This window comes from Streptomyces chartreusis (assembly GCF_008704715.1).
GTDB classification, from domain to species: domain Bacteria; phylum Actinomycetota; class Actinomycetes; order Streptomycetales; family Streptomycetaceae; genus Streptomyces; species Streptomyces chartreusis.
Genome location: NZ_CP023689.1, coordinates 3,297,455 through 3,316,160 on the forward strand (window position 1 = coordinate 3,297,455; position 18,706 = coordinate 3,316,160).

General features: G+C 70.0%; 19 protein-coding genes. 8 read left to right on the forward strand and 11 right to left on the reverse strand.

Annotated elements, in window-relative coordinates:
- Positions 1–7: 7 nt before the first annotated feature.
- Entirely contained in the window at positions 8–340 is a 333-nt protein-coding gene (locus CP983_RS13790; protein WP_107902743.1) for an ATP/GTP-binding protein, read from the reverse strand.
- Positions 341–563: 223 nt separating this feature from the next.
- Between CP983_RS13790 and CP983_RS13795 the strand changes: the two genes are divergently transcribed.
- The gene (locus CP983_RS13795; RefSeq protein WP_150499765.1) at positions 564–1,592 is read left to right on the forward strand and encodes an LLM class flavin-dependent oxidoreductase; all 1,029 of its coding nucleotides are present in this window, start codon (positions 564–566) and stop codon (positions 1,590–1,592) included.
- A gap of 103 nt (positions 1,593–1,695) precedes the next feature.
- Here the strand turns inward: CP983_RS13795 and CP983_RS13800 are convergent, their stop codons facing one another.
- Positions 1,696–2,088 (reverse strand): SCO5389 family protein, encoded by a 393-nt coding sequence (locus tag CP983_RS13800; RefSeq protein WP_030959211.1) that lies wholly within the window; start codon positions 2,086–2,088, stop codon positions 1,696–1,698.
- Between the two features lie 265 nt (positions 2,089–2,353).
- Between CP983_RS13800 and nucS the strand changes: the two genes are divergently transcribed.
- Entirely contained in the window at positions 2,354–3,025 is a 672-nt protein-coding gene (gene nucS, locus CP983_RS13805; RefSeq protein WP_030959209.1) for an endonuclease NucS, read from the forward strand.
- Positions 3,026–3,253: 228 nt separating this feature from the next.
- Here the strand turns inward: nucS and CP983_RS13810 are convergent, their stop codons facing one another.
- The 4 genes from CP983_RS13810 to CP983_RS13825 all read right to left on the reverse strand — a co-directional run bounded on the left by CP983_RS13810 (position 3,254) and on the right by CP983_RS13825 (position 8,243).
- Complete coding sequence (locus tag CP983_RS13810; protein WP_150499766.1) at positions 3,254–5,803, reverse strand: ATP-binding protein; 2,550 nt, start codon at positions 5,801–5,803, stop codon at positions 3,254–3,256.
- A 259-nt stretch (positions 5,804–6,062) separates the two neighbouring features.
- Positions 6,063–6,386, reverse strand: a complete 324-nt coding sequence (locus CP983_RS13815) for an STAS domain-containing protein (protein ID WP_019760944.1) — start codon at positions 6,384–6,386, stop codon at positions 6,063–6,065.
- Positions 6,387–6,592: 206 nt separating this feature from the next.
- Positions 6,593–7,441, reverse strand: a complete 849-nt coding sequence (locus tag CP983_RS13820; protein ID WP_107902747.1) for a 3-hydroxyacyl-CoA dehydrogenase family protein — start codon at positions 7,439–7,441, stop codon at positions 6,593–6,595.
- Positions 7,442–7,601: 160 nt separating this feature from the next.
- The gene (locus CP983_RS13825) at positions 7,602–8,243 is read right to left on the reverse strand and encodes a TetR/AcrR family transcriptional regulator (protein WP_150499767.1); all 642 of its coding nucleotides are present in this window, start codon (positions 8,241–8,243) and stop codon (positions 7,602–7,604) included.
- 80 nt (positions 8,244–8,323) lie between these two features.
- Here CP983_RS13825 and CP983_RS13830 point away from each other — a divergent pair, with 80 nt between their 5' ends.
- From CP983_RS13830 to CP983_RS13840, 3 genes are read left to right on the forward strand one after another with little or no spacing between them, the layout of a single operon-like run.
- Complete coding sequence (locus CP983_RS13830) at positions 8,324–9,106, forward strand: ABC transporter ATP-binding protein (RefSeq protein WP_150499768.1); 783 nt, start codon at positions 8,324–8,326, stop codon at positions 9,104–9,106.
- Between the two features lie 13 nt (positions 9,107–9,119).
- On the forward strand, positions 9,120–9,869 hold the full coding sequence (locus CP983_RS13835) for an ABC transporter permease (RefSeq protein WP_107902751.1): 750 nt from the start codon (positions 9,120–9,122) through the stop codon (positions 9,867–9,869).
- Between the two features lie 13 nt (positions 9,870–9,882).
- Complete coding sequence (locus CP983_RS13840; RefSeq protein WP_107902753.1) at positions 9,883–10,455, forward strand: cob(I)yrinic acid a,c-diamide adenosyltransferase; 573 nt, start codon at positions 9,883–9,885, stop codon at positions 10,453–10,455.
- Positions 10,456–10,700: 245 nt separating this feature from the next.
- Here CP983_RS13840 and CP983_RS13845 read toward each other — a convergent pair whose 3' ends face one another.
- Complete coding sequence (locus tag CP983_RS13845) at positions 10,701–11,288, reverse strand: hypothetical protein (RefSeq protein ID WP_150499769.1); 588 nt, start codon at positions 11,286–11,288, stop codon at positions 10,701–10,703.
- 152 nt (positions 11,289–11,440) lie between these two features.
- Between CP983_RS13845 and CP983_RS13850 the strand changes: the two genes are divergently transcribed.
- The 3 genes from CP983_RS13850 to CP983_RS13860 all read left to right on the forward strand — a co-directional run bounded on the left by CP983_RS13850 (position 11,441) and on the right by CP983_RS13860 (position 15,220).
- Entirely contained in the window at positions 11,441–12,619 is a 1,179-nt protein-coding gene (locus tag CP983_RS13850) for a sensor histidine kinase (RefSeq protein WP_229914868.1), read from the forward strand.
- Positions 12,616–13,257 (forward strand): response regulator, encoded by a 642-nt coding sequence (locus tag CP983_RS13855; RefSeq protein ID WP_030945003.1) that lies wholly within the window; start codon positions 12,616–12,618, stop codon positions 13,255–13,257. The genes CP983_RS13850 and CP983_RS13855 overlap by 4 nt, the downstream gene beginning before the upstream one ends.
- A 136-nt stretch (positions 13,258–13,393) precedes the next feature.
- On the forward strand, positions 13,394–15,220 hold the full coding sequence (locus tag CP983_RS13860; RefSeq protein WP_150499770.1) for a glycoside hydrolase family 18 chitinase: 1,827 nt from the start codon (positions 13,394–13,396) through the stop codon (positions 15,218–15,220).
- 8 nt (positions 15,221–15,228) lie between these two features.
- Here CP983_RS13860 and CP983_RS13865 read toward each other — a convergent pair whose 3' ends face one another.
- From CP983_RS13865 to CP983_RS13880, 4 genes are all read right to left on the reverse strand, one after another.
- Entirely contained in the window at positions 15,229–15,675 is a 447-nt protein-coding gene (locus CP983_RS13865; protein WP_030944997.1) for a DUF2550 domain-containing protein, read from the reverse strand.
- A 162-nt stretch (positions 15,676–15,837) separates the two neighbouring features.
- Positions 15,838–16,212 (reverse strand): F0F1 ATP synthase subunit epsilon, encoded by a 375-nt coding sequence (locus CP983_RS13870; protein WP_107902761.1) that lies wholly within the window; start codon positions 16,210–16,212, stop codon positions 15,838–15,840.
- A gap of 129 nt (positions 16,213–16,341) precedes the next feature.
- Positions 16,342–17,778, reverse strand: coding sequence for a F0F1 ATP synthase subunit beta (gene atpD / locus CP983_RS13875; protein ID WP_125524924.1), 1,437 nt, complete (start codon positions 17,776–17,778; stop codon positions 16,342–16,344).
- Entirely contained in the window at positions 17,778–18,692 is a 915-nt protein-coding gene (locus tag CP983_RS13880) for a F0F1 ATP synthase subunit gamma (protein WP_150499771.1), read from the reverse strand. Before CP983_RS13880 ends, atpD begins: the two co-directional genes overlap by 1 nt.
- Between the last annotated feature and the right edge of the window lie 14 nt (positions 18,693–18,706).

Below are 18,706 nucleotides of genomic sequence, written 5' to 3' on the forward strand. Positions count from 1 at the left end.
CGGCCGGCTAGAACCTCGGCGCGTTCCTGGACCGCTGCACCCGTGTGGTGCGGCGGTCCTTCGCGTTCCAGCACGCCTTGTGCCAGTGGCGCCGGTCGTCCACGCCCGCGTGGTCGGGCCAGGCGACGACGTGCGGGACGCCGTCCGGGATCATCTGCTCGCAGCCCGGGCAGCGGTACGCCTTGCCCTGCGCACTCGCACCCGCCACATGCCGTACGTTCCACTCCTCGCCGTCCCAGCTCTCCGCGGACTGCCAGCCGCCGTAGCGGCCGGGACGGTCGTCCTCGGCGCTGTGGCCGGACGGGCCGGAGTCCTTGGGTCGATTGCGACGCGGGGACACGGAACACCTCACGGGGCTATACAGGATGCACGGGTCGCATCCAGCCTACGCGGCACGGACAGGGGTAGTCGTACGGCACCAACCCCCACAAGTCCCTCACGCCGGCCATTGATTCTGCAGACAATCCGCAAATCTCTTCGCCAAGCCGTGTCCTCGGCACGTGTCAGACGGTTATGCCCGGTGGGGGAGCTCCGCGTCGGAGCCAAGGAAGCAGGAAACAGCAATGCGCGTAGGAAGTTTCGTACTCGCGGCCCGGTTCCCGGGCCAGGGTGATGGGGAGGCGCTGCACCGCGCGGTCCGCTCCGCCGAGGTCGCCGAGGAGGCGGGGCTCGACTCGGTCTGGCTGGCCGAGCACCACTTCGTGCCGTACGGCACCTGTCCGTCCGCGATCACCCTGGCCGCCATGCTGCTCGGCCGCACCAGCCGGCTGCGTGTCGGCACCGCGGTGAGCGTACTGCCCACCGCCCACCCGGTGGCCCTCGGCGAGCAGGCGGCACTGCTGCACATCGCCTCCGGCGGGCGGTTCTCGCTGGGCGTGGGGCGCGGCGGGCCCTGGGTCGACCTGGAGGTGTTCGGGCAGGGCCTCAAGGCGTACGAGAAAGGGTTCCCGGAGTCGCTCGATCTGTTGATGCGCTGGCTGCGCGAGCCCTCGGTCGCGGCCGCCGGCGAGCGGTTCGGCTTCCGCGAGGTCGCCGTCGTACCGCGTCCCTCGGAGTGCCTCACGGACGTCGAGGGCCCCGAGGTCGTCGTCGCGTGCACCTCGCCGCGCAGTGTGCGGCTCGCGGCCGAGCGCGGGCTGCCGATGCTGCTCGGGATGCACGTGGGCGACGAGGAGAAGGCCGAGATGGTCGCACTGTGGCGGGAGCACGCCCGCGCGGCCGGGCGGCCGGTGGACGAGATCCGTGGCGCGGCCCATGTGTCGGCCGGCGTCTGCCAGATCGCGGACCGGCGCACGGACGCGGTGGAGACCCTCACGAAGGCGATGCCCGGCTGGCTGCGCCAGGGCCTGGACGCCCATGTGACGGTCGACGGCCGCAGGCGCTCGATGCGCGACCCGCTGGCGTACACCGAACTCCTCTGCGGGCTGCACCCGGTGGGCACGCCGCGCCTGTGCGCCGACCGCCTGGCGGCGACCAGTGAGCGGACCGGGATCTCCCGCTTCGCCCTGCTGGTCGAGGGCTCCGGCGACCTGGCGGCGACCGAGGAGAACGTACGACGGCTGGGCACCGAAGTGCTGCCGCACCTCGGCTGAGCCGGCCGGTGCGCACCGAACACCCCGGACCGCCAGAGGGCTTGCCGCCCCAGTACTGAATGCACCTCCCGCGTATGGAGCGGCAAGCAAGCGACTCAATGCGTCAGCAGTCCCTGAACTCCGGGGACTGGTTCAGCACCTGGCTGCGCACCGAGGTGAAGCGGGACAGCGTCTCGTCGACCGAGGAGTCAAGCGGGAACACCGCCACCCGGTGGCAGTTCTGGAATGCCAGTCGCACCCCGAAGTGCCGCTGCAGCGCGCCGCGTATCGCGTCACTCGCAAGCGCACGCAGCAGCTGGCCACGTGCCTGCTCGTCCGGCGGGGGCGTCTGGTTGTCGGCGAACGAGCCACCGTCGACCTTCAGCTGGGCCACCAGGGAGCTGATCATCTCCCATGCATAGGGCAGGGAGGTCCGGACGCAGTCGACGAAGGCGGCTTCGTCGACCTCGCCTCGCTCGGCCTGTTCGAGTAGGGCCGGTGAGACGTCGAGCGACATGGGTTCTCCTCTCGCACCCCCGCAGCAGCAGGGGTTGCCGGACAGATGAGGGAGTTCGCGATACCGGACACTCTGTGTACACGCCTCGCGACCTCCCGTTTAATACGGTAGGCAACAGACGGTGACGGCACCAGGAGAATGCGTACATGGGCGGGCCCCGTTGGGCTCACAATCGGCCAGAAATGAACAGGGGCAGTCCGGGGTCTTACGGACTCCCCCAGGGCGAATCGCGTCGACAGGGACCCGTCGAGTAGCGTTGCCGACCATGCGTCTCGTCATTGCCCGATGCTCCGTCGACTACGCGGGCCGGCTCACCGCCCATCTGCCCTCGGCGCCCCGTCTGATCCTGGTCAAGGCGGACGGCAGCGTCTCGATCCACGCGGACGACCGGGCCTACAAGCCCCTCAACTGGATGTCGCCGCCCTGCACTCTGAAGGAGGGGGACGGCGAGCAGCAGGACGTCTGGACGGTCACCAACAAAGCGGGCGAGAAGCTGATCATCACGATGGAGGAAATCCTCCACGATTCGTCCCACGAACTGGGTGTGGACCCCGGTCTGATCAAGGACGGCGTGGAAGCGCACCTCCAGGAACTCCTCGCCGACCGCATCGAGACGCTGGGCGAGGGCTACACGCTCATCCGCCGCGAGTACATGACGGCCATCGGGCCGGTCGACATCCTGTGCCGGGACGCGGAGGGCGCGACGGTCGCGGTCGAGATCAAGCGGCGCGGTGAGATCGACGGTGTGGAACAGCTCACGCGCTACCTGGAGTTGCTGAACCGCGACCCGCATCTCGCCCCGGTGCGCGGCATCTTCGCGGCCCAGGAGATCAAGCCCCAGGCCCGAGTGCTCGCCACGGACCGCGGCATCGGCTGCCAGGTCCTGGACTACGACGCGATGCGCGGCATCGAGGACGACAAGCTGCGGCTGTTCTAGGTCCGCGACCCGACCCCGAGGCCGGTTGGCACCGCCGAAACGGGCCATAGGGGCTGAGCGCCGTTGCGGCGGAGAAGTTTTGGCCGGGGACGGGTGCCGGGGCACGACGGATCGTCGCACCCCGGACGATGGCCCTGCTCACCAGCGGTGAGCCCGCTCACCAACCACCACTCGGATCACGTGCGGTGGGCTCTGTTCGCCCACCGCCGCCCGGGTCCGACCCGAAGGTCAGATCAGTGCGTCCGGGCCCGTGCTCGGGGGGTCGACTCGCGTGGACGCCGGGGCGCCCGCCGAGGTGGTCTCCGCCGGGCTGGAGGAGGCCGGGCCGCTGGCCGAGGTCGAGGAGGTCGGGGTCTCCGTCGGAGAGGTCGGGGTCTCCGTCGGTTCCTCCGTCGGCTCGTCCGTGGGGTCCTCGGTCGTCGGGTCGTCCGTCGGCGTATGGCTGGGCGGCTTGGTCGGCGAGGACGGCGGCTTCGTCGGGGACGACGGCGGCTTCGTCGGCGAGTGCGTGGAGCCGCCGCCCGAACCCTGCGTCCCGGTCGGGTCGTCCGACGGGTCCGTCGGATCGTCCGTCGGGGTCGGGTCGTCCGCCGTGCCGAGGGTGCCGTCGGGACCCGGATCCGTGGGCCGGCTGGTGGCCGTACCGGTGTCGCCCTTGTCGTCGTCGCTCTCCACCTTGTCCGCGCCCAGACTGTCGTCACCGGGGCCCTGGCTGGCGGACGGGTTGACGCCGACCTGGTTGGCCGGGGCGTTGGGGTCGTTGTCGGACGTGGCGCCGAGCGTCACGACCGTGCCGAGCACCGCCACGAGCAGCGCGCCCGCGCCTGCCGCGACGAGGTTGCGGCGCGCGAAGTTCCGGATGCCGCCACGACCCTTGTGCGAGGCCATCGGGGCGGACGGCGCGGACGCCCGGTGGGTGACCAGCGTCCCGGTGTCGCCGACGGGCGGGAACGGGGTCGGCACTCCGCCGGGAGGCGACTGCGACTCCTCGTAGCGCGCGTCCGGCACCTCCTCGCCCGCGGTCGCGCCGAACGCGGCCAGTCCCGGTGCCGTACCGGAGCGGTCCGAGACCAGCGCGAGGGCACGGCGCCCGGCGACGGTCCCGCGCTTGTCGGCGAGGGCGCCGCGCAGGCCGATGGAGGTCTCCAGCTCGGTGCGGGCCCGGTCCAGCTGGTCGCCGCAGAGCGCGAGGATGCCCAACTCGTGGTGGAAGTAGGCCTGTTCGGACACATCGCCGGCGAGGCGGGCGGCCTCGGCGCCGGCGCGCAGGGCCCGTTCCCAGGCGTTCCAGTGCAGTCCCGCCGCGAACGCGGGCGCCGCCGTGCGGGCCAGCTGCACGGTCGGGCTCTCCTCGCCCTCGGGTGGCGGTGTCGTCGCCGGCACGAGCACGCCCAGCGCGGCGAGCACGGCGTCGGCCTCGGCGGAGACCCGCTCCGGCGTGACCGAGGGGTGCCCGGCCCACCAGGCGTAGTGCTGCACGGCGGTGCGGGCGTCGTCCTGGGCGCCGTCGGCGTACCCGGCGGCCTCCAGCTGGACCTGCACCCCGGCGGCGAGCCGGTAGCGGGAGCCGACGGGCGAGACCAGCCCGCAGTCGGCCAGCTCGCCCAGCGCGGCGTCCGCGTGGGTGTCTCCGACGAGCGCGGGCAGATGCGCCTGGTGCGGCACCTCGCCGCCGAGCGCGACGGCGAACCTGAGGGTGGTCCGGGCGGAGGTGCTGAGCCGCGAGGCGAGCAGCTGTGCCGGTCCCGCGGCCTCTCCGAGCGACGGCAGCGGTGTCTCCTCGCCGCCCTCGGCCTCGACCGGGGTGTCGAAGGGCGCGTCGGACGGCGGGGCGTCCTCGAAGACGCCGTACTCGTCGACGGCGTCCGCGCCGGCCCGCAGCCGGTCGCGCTGCCGCAGCAGCGCCCCGGCCTGGACGAACCTCAGCGGCAGGCCCTCGGACTCGAACCACAGGTCGCCGGCCCAGTTCGCCTCGTCCTCGGTGAGGACCCGGCCGATGCCGCGCTCCAGGAGGTCGACGCTCGCGGCACGGTCGAGCCCTTCGAGGGCGACCTCCTCGATGCCGGAGTCGGCGGACGGCGCGGGCACCTGGGGCGTGGCGGACAGCAGGAAGGCGCACTCGGGGGTCGCGTCGAGCAGCTCCTCGAGCGCGGCGCCGCCGAACTCGATGTCGTCCAGGACGACGACCGCGCCGATCTCACGCACGCACGAGAGCAGTTCGTCCCGCTCGGGGCGGTACAGGGGGGCGCCGTACACGGAGTAGAAGAGGTCGTACAGCAGATCGGCGGGCGCGCGGTGGAAGCCGGTGAGGCGGACGACGCCGTCGGGGGCGAGGTCCACGCAGTCCTCGGCGACGAGGTCGAGCAGGCTGGTGCGGCCCGCGCCACGGGCGCCGACCAGGCGTACGGAGCGGCCGCGGGCCAGCATCCGTACCAGCTGTTCGCGCTCGTCCTGGCGGGCCAGGAGCGGTTCGGCGGGACGGGTCGGACCGGGTGGGACCGGCGGCTTTGCGGCTCGGTCCGCCTCGGCGCGTTCGGCCGGGGTCAGCTTCTCGGGCCGCCCGGGACGCTCCGCCGGCGGGCAGATCTCGATCTCGCTGCCGTCGACGGGGTTGACGGTGAGCAGGTAGTCACCGGAGACCAGTTGCACCGTGCGGGCGAGTGCGGGCGAGTGCTGGCCGAAGTCGGGCGTGAGGGGGTCCCTGGGCGGGCGCGGACGCGACGACTGGCCGTCGGCGTCATGGCCGTACTCCTCGGGTCCCCGGGTGTTCGGGTCCATAGGTTTCAAGCCCCCCAAAAGCGTCGTGTGCAGTTCGCGGCCCCTCCCGGCCTTTGCACACCGCGCTGTCGCTTCTGGTCCGGGCCCGCTCGAAGGGGTTTGTCTAGGCAGCGGGCAGCCGAACCCTAAACCTTCGCACAGTATCTACGACAGGTCGGGGTACCGCGCCGTCCGAGACATCACAGTCTCGTGAGGATTGGGCGCGACGTGCACTTCGCAACCGGAACGCCCTACTGTCCCGCCCCACCCGTGCCGGGTGTCACACCCGGGGCAGGGACTCCACCCCGATGCCGCCCTCGATCGCCAGGATCCGGTGCAGCCGGGTGGCCACCAGCAGGCGCTGCATCTGCGGCGGCACGCCGCGCAGCACCAGGCGCCGGCCGCAGCGGCCGGCCCGCCGATGGGCCCCCATGATCACCCCGAGTCCGGTGGCGTCCCAGAACTCCAGCTCGGACAGGTCGAGCACCAGATCGCCGACTCCGTCGTCGACGGCCGAGTGCAGGACCGTACGGGCGTCCGCCGCGCTGCGGACGTCGAGGCGGCCCCCGACGACCAGTTCGGCGTGGTCGCCCCTGATGTGCATATCGCTCCCCTAAGCGTGCGTTCGTGCTCCGCGTGTGTGGTCTGCGTAGGTGCCTGTGTCTGTGTTTGCTATGAGTCTTCGCTGTGGCCGGTGATGCAACCTCTGACTGCGTTGAGCGGCCAGAGGTTGCCGTCTGTAAGCGAACCGATACCGAATTCACCCCATCGCGTGATGCGTGAGAGGGCTGTGCGGTGGTCTACGAAACCTCAGTAGCTGTAAAAGCCTTGCCCGCTCTTGCGGCCGATGTCACCCGCGTCCACCATCCGGCGCATCAGCTCCGGCGGTGCGAACTTCTCGTCCTGGGACTCGGTGTAGATGTTGCCGGTGGCGTGCAGCAGGATGTCGACGCCGGTGAGGTCGGCCGTGGCGAGCGGGCCCATGGCGTGACCGAAGCCCAGCTTGCAGGCGAGGTCGATGTCCTCGGCGGTGGCGACACCCGACTCGTAGAGCTTGGTGGCCTCGACGACGAGCGCCGAGATCAGCCGGGTGGTGACGAAGCCGGCGACGTCGCGGTTCACCACGATGCAGGTCTTGCCGACGGACTCGGCGAACTCGCGCGCGGTGGCGAGGGTTTCGTCGCTCGTCTTGTAGCCGCGGACCAGTTCGACGAGCTGCATCATCGGCACCGGCGAGAAGAAGTGCACACCGACGACCCGCTCGGGGTGCGCGGTGGCCGCCGCGATCTTGGTGATCGGGATGGCGGAGGTGTTGGAGGCGAGCACGGCGTCCTCGCGCACGATCTTGTCGAGCGCACGGAAGATCTCGTGCTTGACCTCGAGCTTCTCGAAGACGGCCTCGACGACGACGTCCGCGTCGGCGACCGCGTCCAGGTCGGTGGTGGCGGTGATGCGGGCGAGGGCCGCGTCGGCGTCGTGCGCCTCTAGCTTGCCCTTGCCGACGAACTTGTCGTACGACGCCTTGATGCCGTCGGTGCCGCGCGTGAGGGCCTCGTCGGTGACGTCGCGCAGGACCACGTCCCAACCCGCCTGAGCAGAGACCTGGGCGATACCGGAACCCATGAGACCGGCCCCGATGACGGCGAGCTTGCGTGCCACTGACGACTCCCCTTTGAATCACGGCAGCAGTACCGCGAGTGTGCGCTTACACGCTGCTTACGATTGGCTTCTGCGGCGGACCTTAGCGCTCGCCGGGGACTGTGTGAGCGGTTAGTAACGCGAGTCACGTCTCATCTGACGGACATCACACCGGCGCCGGTCATTCCACGGCTCGGACGGCGTAGTTGAGCACGTTCGGGCTCAACAGCTCCTCGATGTCGTCGAGAAGCACGAGCGCCTCTCGTGACACTTTGCCCGGATTGCGCCCGGCCACCATCTCCCGTCCGATGTGGACGAACACGGCCTGGTGGATCCAGGCGATCTGACCGGCGATCAGCCCCGGCAGCGGGTCGGCGGCGTCCGCGCCGGCCTCCTCGCGCAGGGTCGCCTCCAGGTGGTCGTGGATCTCCTGCTGCATGCTCCACAGCCGGGAGCGCAGCGGCGGCGCCTCCTGGATGCAGCGCATGAAGCGGTCGTAGCCCTCGATCAGGCCGACCCTGGGCGAGACCGACTCGACGTCGGCGCGCAGTTCGCGCAGCACCGCCCCGGCTGCCGACTCCCCCTTCGCCCGGCCGCGCACCCAGCGGGAGAGCTGCTCGACGACGCCGGCGGAGCGGTCGAAGAAGAGGTCCTCCTTCGCCGGGAAGTAGTTGTAGACGGTGTTCACGGAGACGTCGGCGGCCTCCGCCACCTCCGCGATGGTCACGGTCACGAAGCCGTGCTCCAGGAACAGCCCGGTGGCGATGTCCGAGATCCGCTGTCTCGTCTCGCGCTTCTTCCGCTCCCTGAGCCCTTCCGCCATGGTCCTCATCCTAACTTCAGTGGGCTCTCTTAAAATTTGGGGTCATTGCAAAATTTAAGAGACTCTGTTTTTCTGTGGCCATGACCATCATCAGTACGGCCGGACTGGCCCGTACCTTCCGGACGAAACTCGGCCCGGTGGAGGCCGTCCGCGGTATCGACCTGACCGTGCGCGAGAGCGAGATCCTCGGCTTCCTGGGCCCGAACGGCGCGGGCAAGACGACGACCCTGCGCATGCTCACGACCCTGCTGGCGCCCACCGGCGGCGCGGCCACCGTCGCCGGCCACGACCTCGCGACCGACCCCGCGGGGGTGCGCCGGGTCTGCGGGTACGTGGCCCAGTCGGGCGGGGTGGACACGCAGATCACCGTGCGGGAGGAGCTGATCACCCAGGGCCGCCTCTACCGCCTGACCAAGGCGCAGGCCGCCGGGCGGGCCGAGGAGTTGGCCCACGACCTGGATCTGACCGAGCTCCTGGACCGCAGGACCGGCACGCTCTCCGGCGGCCGGCGGCGCCGCCTCGACATCGCGCTGGCGCTCACGCACCGCCCGAAGGTGCTGTTCCTCGACGAGCCGACGACGGGTCTGGACCCCGGCGGCCGGGCCGACCTGTGGGACCTGATCCGGCGTCTGCGCGACGAGCACCGCACCACGGTGTTCCTGACCACCCACTACCTCGACGAGGCCGACGCCCTCTCCGACCGGCTCGTCGTCGTCGACAAGGGCGTGGTCGTCGCCGAGGGCACACCGAGCGCGCTGAAGCTGCGCCACGGCGGCTCGATCGACGCCTCGCTCCAGGACACCTTCCTCGCCATCACCGGCCGTAGCGCCACCCCGGCCGACGCCGCCCCCGTAGCCGTATAGGAATCCCCAGAAGATGCTGCTGCACGACACGGCCCTCATCTACGGCCGCTATCTCCGCCAGTCCCTGCGCTCCAGGTTCGCCCTGCTCTTCGGCGTGCTGATGCCGCTGCTGTACCTGCTGTTCTTCGGTCCGCTGCTGACGGATCTGCCGCTGGGCGGCCGGGGCAGCTCCTGGCAGGTGCTGGTCCCCGGGCTGCTGCTCCAACTCGGCCTGTTCGGGGCGTCGTTCGCCGGGTTCTCGATCATCATCGAGAAGGGCCAGGGGGTGGTGGAGCGGATGCGGGTGACGCCGGTCAGCCGCCTCGCCCTGCTGCTGGGACGCGTGCTGCGGGACGCCACGGTGTTCGTCTTCCAGGCGGTGCTGCTGGTCCTGGCCGCGCTGGCGATGGGCCTGAGAGCCCCGCTGCCGGGCGTCCTGATCGGCTTCGCGTTCGTCGCACTGCTGACGGTGTCACTGGCCTCGCTGTCGTACGCGCTCGCCATGAAGGTCCGCACCCCGCAGGAGTTCGGGCCGGCGATCAACGCCATGACGATGCCGATGATGCTGCTGTCGGGCCTGATGCTCCCGATGACACTAGGACCGAGGTGGCTTGACGTCCTGTCCCACTTCATACCGTTCCGCTATCTGGTGGACGCGGTGCGGGACGCGTACGTCGGCTCCTACGCCACGGCGCACATGCTGTACGGCGCCCTGGTCGCCGTCGCCTTCGCCGCGCTCGCCGTGACGGTCGGCACACGCGTCTTCCGAACGGCCGGTGCGTAACTAGGCTGGCCTCATGGTCAATCTGACACGCATCTACACCAGGACCGGCGACCAGGGCACCACCGCCCTCGGCGACATGAGCCGCGTCGCCAAGACCGACCTGCGGATCTCGGCGTACGCCGACGCCAACGAGGCGAACGCGGTGATCGGCACGGCGATCGCGCTGGGCGGCTTGGACGAGGAGATCGTCAAGGTCCTCACCCGCGTCCAGAACGACCTGTTCGACGTGGGTGCGGACCTGTCGACGCCGGTGGTGGAGAACCCGGAGTTCCCGCCGCTGCGCGTCGAGCAGTTCTACATCGACAAGCTGGAGGCGGACTGCGACCGCTTCAACGAGGAGCTGGAGAAGCTGCGCTCCTTCATCCTCCCCGGCGGTACCGCGGGCGCGGCCCTGCTGCACCAGGCCTGCACGGTCGTCCGCCGCGCGGAGCGCTCGACCTGGTCGGCCCTGGAGGCCCACGGCGAAACCATGAACCCCCTGACCGCGACCTACCTCAACCGCCTGTCCGACCTCCTGTTCATCCTGGCGAGGACGGCCAACAAGTCCGAGGGCGACATCCTGTGGGTCCCGGGCGGAGAACGCTGACCCGGTCCTCCGGCCCGATCCAGGTTCCATGTGCGACGGACGGCGACAATGCCGACCTCCGGCCGGGGGTCCGGGGGTCGCCCCCCGGAAAATGCAGCATCCTGGCGAGGACGGCCAACAAGTCCGAGGGCGACATCCTGTGGGTCCCCGGCGGAGAACGCTGAACGTCCTGGCGCGGACGCGCCCCGAAAGGGGCGCGGGGAACTGCGCGACCGGCCACGACGGGCCCGCGGACGACCGACGACCTATCCGGCCCGCTCCTTCGACGTGACGAACCGGTCGGCGGGCTCGGACCCCGCCCCGCCCTTCGGCTGCTTCGGCCAGATCAGGTACGCCAGCGCGACCAGGCCATGGATGCCCGCGGCGCGCAGTGCCACCCACTGGAAGGACCGCAGGGACGAGGTGTCACCGTCCCCGACGTACCAGACGGCGCCCTGGAGGAGTGCACAGGCCACGGCCGCCCCGAGCAGCGTACGAAGCCACAGGCCGCCCTCGTGCCGGGCGCGTGCCATGCCGTACTGCGGAGGCCTGGGCGGGCGCGGGGCACCGGCCAGGCGGTGCGCGGCGTGGCCGTCCAGCCAGCGGATCGTGTAGTGGCCGTACGCCACGGTGTAGCCGATGTAGAGCGCGGCCAGCCCGTGCTCCCAGCCCGGCTCGGCGCCGTTCTTCAGGTCCACCGCGGTCGCCACGAAGAGCACCAGCTCAAGGAGCGGCTCGCACAGCAGCAGCACCACACTCGTACGGCGCCACTTCAGCAGGTAGCGGACGGCCAGGCCCAGCGCCAGCAGCACCCAGAAGCCGACCTCGCAGGCGATGATGAGGGCGACGATCACAACATGCTCCCTTCGGTCACCCTTCCAGGCTCCCGTCGGGACCGGCCGCTTTCGTCGTCGGCACTGACGAACTCGCGGTACATCGAAAGATGCAGTCCAGGACCCTTCCCCGGAATCACGCGCGGGCGGAGCCCACCGTGTTGGATGAAGCCATGGCCCTTCCCCGCCCGCACCGCTTCGACGTGTACGTCGCCGTCGGCGGGCTGCTCGGCGGTCTGCTGCTGGTGGGCATCGGTCTGGCCACGCGGCCCTCCCGCGACCCCATCACGCTCTTCGACGGCCCCTGGCCGATCCTGCTGCCGCTCGTCGTGATGGCCGGCTGCGAGCTGATGCGCCGGACGGCCCCGCGCACGGCCCTGCTGATCGGCACGGTCGCGATCTGCGCGGACGTCTTCACCCAGGGCAACCTGGCCACGGTCCTGATGTTCACCGACATCGTCTACGCGGCCGTGCTGTACGGCCCCCTCCCCTCCGCCCGCCGCATCCAGTGGATCACCGGCCTGCTCACGGTGGCCGCGACCCTGGTGCCGTTCGCGGTGTGGCGCACCCCGGAGGCGCTGCTGATCGGCGTGGTCGTCGGCATCGTGGCGTACGGGCCGGCCGGCACGGGCTGGATCGTGCGCAACCACCGTGACGCCGCCGAGGCCGCCCGGCTGCGGGCCGAACAGACCGCGCTGCTCGCCGAGATGGACCGCTCCCAGGCCGTCGCCGCGGAGCGTGCCCGCATGGCACGCGAGCTGCACGACATGGTCGCCAACCATCTCTCCGCGATCGCCATCCACTCCACGGCCGCGCTCTCCATCGACGACCCGAAGACCTCCCAGGAGGCGCTGTCGGTCATCCGCGAGAACAGCGTCGAGGGGCTCGCCGAGATGCGCCGGCTCATCGGCATCCTGCGGGACGCCGGCGGCGACACCGCGCCGGTGGCCGCCCCCACGCTCGACGGCCTCGACGCCCTGGCCGAGGGCGCCCGCACCAACGGTCTCGACGTCCACCTCGATTCCGCGCCCGGCACCGTCCCGGCCCCCGTCGAGCTCGCCGCCTACCGCATCGTCCAGGAGTCCCTGACCAACGCCCTCAAGCACGCCTCCCCCGGCCGGGTCACGGTCGCTCTCGCCCAGCGGGACGGCTGTCTGACCGTCGCCGTGACCAGCCCGTTCGGCGACCGCGACGGGCCGCGGGCGCCCGGTTCCGGCGCCGGCCTGGTCGGTATGCGGGAGCGGGTCGCGCTGCTGGGCGGCGAGTTCGAGGCCGGGCCCGAGGGCTCGGCCGGCGGCAAGATGTGGGTCGTACGCGCCAGGCTTCCGCTGACCGAAGGAGACCCCGCATGATCCGTGTGCTCGTCGCCGAGGACCAGTCCGCCGTCCGGGCCGGGCTGGTCCTCATTCTGCGCAGCGCGCCCGACATCGAGGTGGTCGGCGAGGCGGCGGACGGTGAGCAGGCGGTGGAGCGGGCCCGGGAACTGCGGCCCGACCTGGTGCTGATGGACATTCAGATGCCGCGTCTGGACGGGGTTTCGGCCACCCGCAAGGTCGTCGAGGAACGGCTCGCGGACGTCCTCGTGCTGACCACCTTCGACCTCGACGAGTACGTCTTCGGAGCGCTGCGGGCGGGCGCCTGTGGGTTCCTGCTCAAGAACACCGAGGCCCGTGACCTGCTGGAGGCGGTGCGCACGGTGGCGCGCGGCGAGGGCATCGTCGCCCCGGCCGTGACCCGGCGCCTGATCGCCGAGTTCGCCGCGAAGCCGGTACGGGAGACGACGGCCGACCCGTCGGTCCTGGACAGTCTCACCCGCCGTGAACGCGAGGTGCTGTCCTGCCTCGGCGAGGGACTGTCGAACGCCGGTATCGCGGCCCGGCTGGACATGGCCGAGGCGACCGTGAAGACACATGTCAGCCGTCTGCTGGGCAAGCTGGAGCTGCGCAGCCGCGTGCAAGCGGCTGTACTGGCACAGGAGTTGGGGATCTAGCCGACCGGCCCAGCGGGCCGATGAGCAACTGGTCCAGACCTATTGACCTGTGGTCCAGACCTTTCTATTCTCACCGCACCATGAGTGGGCGTGAGGCTCAGTCATGCCCCCTGACTTCCCAACAAGGAGGCGCAGCATGCGCTTCAGACACAGAGCCGTGGCGGGGTTCGCGACCCTGCTGCTTCCGCTGGCGGGCCTGGTCGGCCTCGCGAGCCCGGCCGAAGCCGCGACATCCGCCACCGCCACCTACGCCAAGACCCAGGACTGGGGCTCCGGCTTCGAGGGCAAGTGGACGGTGAAGAACACCGGCACCACGTCCCTCAGCTCCTGGACGGTCGAGTGGGACTTCCCCTCCGGCACTTCCGTCACCTCCGCCTGGGACGCCGACGTCACCTCGTCCGGCACCCACTGGACCGCCAAGAACAAGTCCTGGAACGGCACCCTCGCCCCCGGCGCGACCGTCTCCTTCGGCTTCAACGGCGCCGGCTCCGGCTCCCCCGCCAACTGCAAGCTGAACGGCGGCAGTTGTGACGGCGGCACCACGGAGCCCGGCGACAGCGCCCCGAGCGCCCCCGGCACGCCGAGCGCCTCCGACATCACCAACACCTCGGTGAAGCTGTCCTGGAGCGCCGCCACCGACGACAAGGGCGTCAAGAACTACGACGTCCTGCGCGACGGCGCCAAGGTCGCCACCGTGACCACGACGTCGTACTCCGACACCGGACTGACCGCCGGCACCGACTACTCCTACACCGTCCAGGCCCGCGACACCGCCGACCAGACCGGCCCGGTCAGCGGCGCCCGCGCGGTGCGCACCACCGGCGGCACCACCGACCCGCCGCCCACCGGCGACAAGGTCAAGCTCGGCTACTTCACCGAGTGGGGCGTCTACGGCCGCAACTACCACGTCAAGAACCTGGTGAGCTCCGGCTCCGCGTCGAAGATCACGCACATCAACTACGCGTTCGGCAACGTCAAGAACGGTCAGTGCACCGTCGACGACACCTACGCCGCCTACGACAAGGCCTACACCGCCGACCAGTCCGTCAGCGGCACCGCCGACACCTGGGACCAGCCGCTGCGCGGCAACTTCAACCAGCTGCGTCAGCTGAAGGCCAAGTACCCGCACATCAAGATCCTGTACTCCTTCGGCGGCTGGACCTACTCCGGCGGCTTCGGCCAGGCGGCGCAGAACGCGGCCGCGTTCGCCAAGTCCTGCAAGTCCGTGGTCGAGGACCCGCGCTGGGCCGATGTCTTCGACGGCATCGACATCGACTGGGAGTACCCCAACGCCTGCGGCCTGACCTGCGACACCTCCGGCCCCGCGGCCTTCAAGAACCTGATGTCCGCGCTGCGCACGGAGTTCGGCCCGAACTACCTGGTCACCGCGGCCATCACCGCCGACGGCTCCTCCGGCGGCAAGATCGACGCGGCCGACTACGGCGGCGCCTCCCAGTACCTCGACTGGTACAACGTGATGACGTACGACTACTTCGGCGCCTTCAACGCGCAGGGCCCGACGGCGCCGCACTCGCCGCTCACGTCGTACGCCGGCATCCCGCAGGCGGGCTTCAACTCCGCCGACGCCATCGCCAAGCTCAAGTCCAAGGGCGTCGCGTCGAAGAAGCTGCTGCTCGGCATCGGCTTCTACGGCCGCGGCTGGACCGGCGTCACCCAGGCCGCCCCCGGTGGCACGGCGACCGGAGCCGCGCCCGGCACCTACGAGGCCGGCATCGAGGACTACAAGGTCCTGAAGAACTCCTGCCCGGCCAACGGCACCATCGCCGGCACCGCGTACGCCTACTGCGGCAACAACTGGTGGTCCTACGACACCCCGTCGACGATCGCCGGGAAGATGTCGTGGGCCAAGAACCAGGGCCTGGGCGGCGCGTTCTTCTGGGAGTTCAGCGGCGACACCACCAACGGTGAGCTGGTGACCGCCATCAACAACGGGCTCAACTAGCAGGCAAGTCAAGCGACATTGACGCGCTGACCGGGCGGGGCTGCCTCAAGCCACGCGAGGAAACCGGTCAGCGCGTCTTCGCTCATGGCGAGTTCGAGACGCGTGCCCCGGTGCAGACAGGTGAGGATCACTGCGTCGGAGAGCAGCGCCAGTTCCTCCTCGCCGTCGGGCAGACGCCGGCCGGCCACCTCGATCGCGGAGCGCTCCAGGACGCGGCGCGGGCGGTAGGCGTAGGAGAAGACGCGATACCACTCGATACGGTCGCCGTTGTAGCGGGCGACGCCGTAGCTCCAGCCCTTGCCGCTCGTGTCGGTCTTCTCCGGCACGTCCCAGCGCAGCGAACAGTCGAAAGTGCCGCCCGAGCGCTGGATGAGTCTGCGGCGCAGGCCGAAGACGAACAACCCCAGCACCACAAGGGCGACGACGATTCCGCACACAGTCAGAGCGAGGACCATCGGCACCGACCTCCTCGTCTCCTAGGTAACGGAACGGAAAAAACTTCCATATCTGCCACAGCCGCGACCGGCACCGGATTGCTCCGGTCCCAGCCGCGGCTGAGTGACGTCATCGCGTGCGCTCCCCCAGAGCCTAGACGGCCCGGAAGGTGACCTCGGGGGTCAGCGCGCCGTCGCCGCCCGCAGGCGGACCTCCGCGCGGCGCTCGGCGGACGCGTCGTCGTCGCCCTTCGCGCGCTCGAGCGCCCGCTCCGCGCGCTGGACGTCGATCTCGTCCGACAGTTCGGCGATCTCGGCCAGCAGCGACAGCTTGTCGTCCGCGAACGAGATGAAACCGCCGTGCACCGCGGCGATGACGGTCCCGCCATCACTCGTACGGATGGTCACCGGGCCCGACTCCAGCACACCGAGCAGCGGCTGGTGACCGGGCATGACGCCGATGTCGCCGGACGTGGTGCGCGCGACGACCAAGGTGGCCTGGCCGGACCAGACCTCACGGTCGGCCGCGACCATCGCGACGTGCAGCTCAGCAGCCAAGGTGGCTCCTCGGGTCACCACCCGGCGGTTGTGCCGGGTGTTGGTTACAAGTCTAGTAGGCATGGAAGAGGGGGCGGGACGTGCCCCGCCCCCTCATCAAGAGCTCAATGGCTCACGAAGACCGGTGCGTCAGGAGACGCCCAGCTCCTTCGCGTTCTTCTTCAGGTCCTCGATACCACCGCAGAGGAAGAAGGCCTGCTCCGGGAAGTGGTCGAAGTCACCGTCAATGATCGCGTTGAACGCGGTGATCGACTCGTCCAGCGGCACGTCCGAACCGTCCACGCCGGTGAACTGCTTGGCGACGTGGGTGTTCTGGGACAGGAAGCGCTCGACGCGGCGGGCACGCTGGACGACCAGCTTGTCCTCCTCGCTGAGCTCGTCGATACCGAGGATCGCGATGATGTCCTGGAGGTCCTTGTACTTCTGAAGGATCCCCTTGACGCGCATGGCGGTGTTGTAGTGGTCCGCCGCGATGTAGCGCGGGTCCAGGATCCGGGACGTGGAGTCCAGCGGGTCCACGGCCGGGTAGATGCCCTTCTCCGAGATCGGACGGGAGAGAACCGTCGTCGCGTCGAGGTGGGCGAAGGTGGTGGCCGGGGCCGGGTCGGTCAGGTCGTCCGCGGGGACGTAGATCGCCTGCATCGAGGTGATCGAGTGACCACGGGTCGAGGTGATGCGCTCCTGGAGGAGACCCATCTCGTCGGCCAGGTTCGGCTGGTAGCCCACCGCGGAGGGCATACGGCCGAGCAGGGTCGACACCTCGGAACCGGCCTGCGTGAAGCGGAAGATGTTGTCGATGAAGAACAGCACGTCCTGCTTCTGCACATCGCGGAAGTACTCCGCCATGGTCAGACCGGCGAGGGCCACGCGCAGACGGGTGCCCGGGGGCTCGTCCATCTGACCGAAGACCAGCGCGGTCTTGTCGATGACGCCCGACTCGCTCATCTCGTCGATGAGGTCGTTGCCCTCACGGGTGCGCTCACCGACACCGGCGAACACGGAGACACCGTCGTGGTTGTTGGCGACGCGGTAGATCATCTCCTGGATGAGCACCGTCTTGCCGACGCCGGCACCGCCGAACAGACCGATCTTTCCACCCTTGACGTACGGGGTGAGAAGGTCGATGACCTTGACGCCGGTCTCGAACATCTCGGTCTTCGACTCGAGCTCGTCGAAGTTCGGCGCCTTGCGGTGGATGCCCCAGCGCTCGCCGTCGTACGTCTCGTCGACGTTCAGCACCTCACCGAGGGTGTTGAACACCTTGCCCTTGGTGAAGTCGCCGACGGGGACCGTGATGGAGGCACCGGTGTCGGTGACCGGGGCCTGACGGACCAGACCGTCGGTGGGCTGCATCGAGATGGTGCGGACCAGGCCGTCACCCAGGTGCTGGGCGACCTCCAGGGTCAGCGTCTTCTTCTCGCCGTCCTTGGCCGGGTCGGCCACCTCGACGTGAAGGGCGTTGTAGATCTCCGGCATGGCGTCGACGGGGAATTCCACGTCGACGACCGGGCCGATGACCCGGGCGACGCGGCCCGTGGCAACGGCCGTCTCAACTGTCGTCGTCATTACCTGTCACTCCCCGCGGTCGCGTCGGCCAGGGCTGCGGAGCCACCGACGATCTCGCTGATTTCCTGGGTGATTTCGGCCTGGCGGGCCGCGTTGGCAAGCCGCGAGAGCGTCTCGATGAGCTCTCCCGCGTTGTCGGTTGCCGACTTCATCGCCCGCCGCGTGGCGGCGTGCTTGGAGGCGGCCGACTGGAGCAGCGCGTTGTAGATACGGCTCTCCACGTAGCGCGGCAGCAGGGCGTCGAGGACGTCCTCCGCCGAGGGCTCGAAGTCGAACAGCGGAAGGATCTCGCCCTTCGGCGTCTCCTCCGCGATCTCTTCGAGGCTGAGCGGCAGCATGCGGGCGTCGAGGGCCTGCTGCGTCATCATCGACACGAACTCGGTGTAGACGATGTGGAGCTCGTCCACGCCGCCCTCGGCCGTGTCCTTCTCGATGGCCTCGATCAGCGGGCCCGCGACCTTCTTCGCGTCCGCGTACGTGGGCTCGTCGGTGAAGCCCGACCACGACTCCACGACCTTGCGCTCGCGGAAGTTGTAGTGAGCCAGACCGCGGCGGCCGACGATGTACGTGTCGACCGCCTTGCCCTCGGCCTCCAGACGCTCGGTCAGCAGCTCCGCCGCCTTGATGGCGTTGGAGTTGAAGGCGCCGGCGAGACCACGGTCGCTCGTCAGGAGCAGCACCGCGGACCGCGTGACCGTCTCGGCCTGCGTGGTCAGCGGGTGCTTGGTGTTCGAGCCGGTACCGACCGCCGTGACCGCGCGGGTGAGCTCGGTCGCGTACGGCGTGGAGGCCGCCACCTTGCGCTGCGCCTTGACGACGCGCGAGGCGGCGATCATCTCCATCGCCTTGGTGATCTTCTTGGTCGCGGTGACGGATCGGATGCGACGCTTGTAGACCCGGAGCTGGGCTCCCATGAGTCAGGTCCCTT